This is a genomic window from Pseudoalteromonas sp. c7(2019) (assembly GCF_011378625.1).
In the GTDB taxonomy this organism is placed as follows: Bacteria; Pseudomonadota; Gammaproteobacteria; order Enterobacterales; family Alteromonadaceae; genus Pseudoalteromonas; species Pseudoalteromonas arctica.
On the sequence record NZ_WTKS01000035.1, the window covers coordinates 1 to 2,466 of the forward strand.

A 2,466-nucleotide genomic window follows, 5' to 3' on the forward strand; every position below is an offset into this window, starting at 1 on the left:
ATTTAAAACCGAAGTTTTATTTAACTCTCTGAGTAGTTCGTGCCTCGCTATGCTTCAGCGTTTCCCGTCTCAGTGGGGTCGCATTATAGGGAGAACAGATTTTTACGCAAGTACTTTTTTAAAGAAAAAGTAAAAAAAGATGCTGTTCGGTCAGTATCTGAACTAAACCCCCTGAAACTGATAGTTTTGTAACCAAACGGCGCCTTTTATGGTACAAAAATAACCTTGCTGATACACTCAAATACTAATAATCATGATCTAAAAGGTACTAACTATGGCAATTCGTTCTTATAAAGGTGTTACTCCTTCATTTAATTCGTCTGTTTATATTGATGAGTCATCAGTTTTAGTTGGTGATATTACTTTAGGTGATAATAGTAGTGTGTGGCCGTTAGTAGCTGCACGTGGTGATGTTAACTATATACGTATTGGTAAACGTACAAACATACAAGATGGCAGTGTATTGCATTTATCTCGCGCAACTAAAAGCAATCCTGATGGTTACCCACTTATTATAGGTGACGATGTAACAGTTGGTCATAAGGTAATGCTGCACGGATGTGTATTAGGAAACCGTATACTTGTAGGTATGGGCGCTATTATTATGGATAACGTGGTTGTTGAAGACGATGTTATTATTGGCGGCGGCTCTTTAGTACCACCAAATAAGCGTTTGGAGTCTGGTTACTTATATGTAGGGAGTCCGGCTAAGCAAGCCCGCCCTCTTACAGAGCAAGAACTTGCCTTCTTAAAAATATCTGCCGATAACTATGTATCACTTAAAGATGAATACTTAGCTGAAATCGCTAACTTAAGTTAATAAGCTTACTTCAATTTGGCCTGCCGAGTTATAGCTCTCTTCTTCGATGAGCTCCTCGGCACGTTCTTCGTAATCAAAACGATACTTTTCAAAATATTCTGTTGCGTGACTTTCGTCTGTTAATTTAAGTGTATTTACTTCTATTATACATTCCACCAGCATGCCACTAACTTGTGCAAAAAAAACTAACTGATGATCGGGCTCTCTAAACTCTAGCCTATCTATAAACTGTATTGCTTGATTCATTTAAGCATTCCTTGTTTGAGCGCATCAACGACGGGAAGTATTTTTGGCATTTTGTTACGCCATACATAATATGCTTGAGCAGCTTGACCAACTAACATTCCGCTACCATCTAAAAGCTTAGCGTTAATATTATGCTGTGCAACCCAATTCATAAAAATGGTATTTTGCAGTGAATAAAACATGTCATAAGCGACTTCACAGTTAGTTATGTGTTTTTCATCAAGAGCAGGAAGCTCATTATTCATACTGCTAGATGTAGAGTTTATAATTAGTGAGTAATCGCTTACTGGTAAATCACTAAAGCCAAAGCCAGATACTGGTCCATATTGAGTAAACAGCTCTGCGAGTTCTTTGGCTTTTTGTGCTGTGCGATTAACTATTATTATTTCCTGAGGGTTATGCTCTAACAAAGGTAAAATAACCCCTCGAGCAGCACCGCCCGCACCTATGATTAAAATGCGTTTATTAGTTATGGCTACTTCATTAGCGAGTAAATCATTTACAAAGCCCACACCATCGGTGTTATCACCGAGTAATGTGCCATCATCTCGTTTTTTTAATGTATTAACAGCCCCTACAATTTTAGCTAATGGCGTAAGCTCATCAGCCATTGCATAGGCTTGCTCTTTAAATGGCATTGTAACGTTAGCACCAACACCACCTTGCTCAAAAAAAGACAATACTGTTTTTTCAAAGTTATCGATAGGTGCTAATATTGCGCGATAGTCGATTTGCTCACCCAGTGATACAGCAAATTGTTTATGTATCGCGGGGGATTTTGAATGTTTAATTGGATTTCCAAAAACCGCATATTTGTCCATTTTAAAGCAACCTCTTTGCAGCTATATACTGCCTATTAACGATGATAAGTAATATGATTAAACGACTTTTTTCTAAATCTAAGCCGGCTCCCGAGCAACAGGCTCCTACTCCTGAAAAAACACCGTATGAAATAATAGGTGGAGAGAAAGGGGCGCGAGCTATCTCCAATCGATTCTACGACATAATGGAGTCAGATGAATACGCTAAACCGTTATATGATATGCATCCTCTGCCATTAGATCGAATTCGCCAAGTATTTTTTGAATTTTTATCTGGTTGGTTAGGCGGGCCAAACCTATTTACTGAAAAACATGGCCAGCCAATGCTACGTAAAAGACATATGCCTTTTACTGTAGATAAGGCATTGCGCGATCAATGGATGTACTGCATGAATAAAACGCTGGATATAGAAATAGACAACCCGTTGTTACGTGAAGGCTTAAAGCAATCATTCTCTCAACTAGCAACGCACATGATCAATCAGCATTAAATTTGTATTTAGCCACAATGCAAAAAGGCGCTAATTAGCTGTCTCTTATACACAAATCCCTGCTAAGAAATTAGCGGGGATTTTTTTG

General features: G+C 38.4%; 4 protein-coding genes. 2 read left to right on the plus strand and 2 right to left on the minus strand.

From position 1 onward, the window contains the following. The first annotated feature begins 274 nt into the window (after positions 1–274). A complete protein-coding gene (locus GQR38_RS19830; RefSeq protein WP_165723096.1) occupies positions 275–820 on the plus strand; it encodes a gamma carbonic anhydrase family protein in 546 nt (181 codons plus the stop codon). Here GQR38_RS19830 and GQR38_RS19835 read toward each other — a convergent pair. Further along, positions 812–1,066 (minus strand): DUF1488 family protein, encoded by a 255-nt coding sequence (locus GQR38_RS19835; RefSeq protein ID WP_007584142.1) that lies wholly within the window; start codon positions 1,064–1,066, stop codon positions 812–814. The two genes, GQR38_RS19830 and GQR38_RS19835, sit on opposite strands and share 9 nt — an antisense overlap. Then, complete coding sequence (aroE, locus tag GQR38_RS19840) at positions 1,063–1,887, minus strand: shikimate dehydrogenase (RefSeq protein ID WP_165723095.1); 825 nt, start codon at positions 1,885–1,887, stop codon at positions 1,063–1,065. The genes GQR38_RS19835 and aroE overlap by 4 nt, the downstream gene beginning before the upstream one ends. A 53-nt stretch (positions 1,888–1,940) precedes the next feature. Here aroE and GQR38_RS19845 point away from each other — a divergent pair, with 53 nt between their 5' ends. After that, positions 1,941–2,378: a group II truncated hemoglobin gene (locus GQR38_RS19845; protein WP_004335148.1), complete on the plus strand. Its 438-nt coding sequence runs from the start codon at positions 1,941–1,943 to the stop codon at positions 2,376–2,378. The last annotated feature ends 88 nt before the right edge of the window (positions 2,379–2,466 follow it).

What these genes read in the sequence shown, in the direction of transcription:
- GQR38_RS19830 (WP_165723096.1), top strand. Translation starts at nt 275, where the DNA reads ATGGCAATTCGTTCTTATAAAGGTGTTACTCCTTCATTTAATTCGTCT.
- GQR38_RS19835 (WP_007584142.1), bottom strand. Translation starts at nt 1,066, where the DNA reads ATGAATCAAGCAATACAGTTTATAGATAGGCTAGAGTTTAGAGAGCCC.
- aroE (WP_165723095.1), bottom strand. Translation starts at nt 1,887, where the DNA reads ATGGACAAATATGCGGTTTTTGGAAATCCAATTAAACATTCAAAATCC.
- GQR38_RS19845 (WP_004335148.1), top strand. Translation starts at nt 1,941, where the DNA reads ATGATTAAACGACTTTTTTCTAAATCTAAGCCGGCTCCCGAGCAACAG.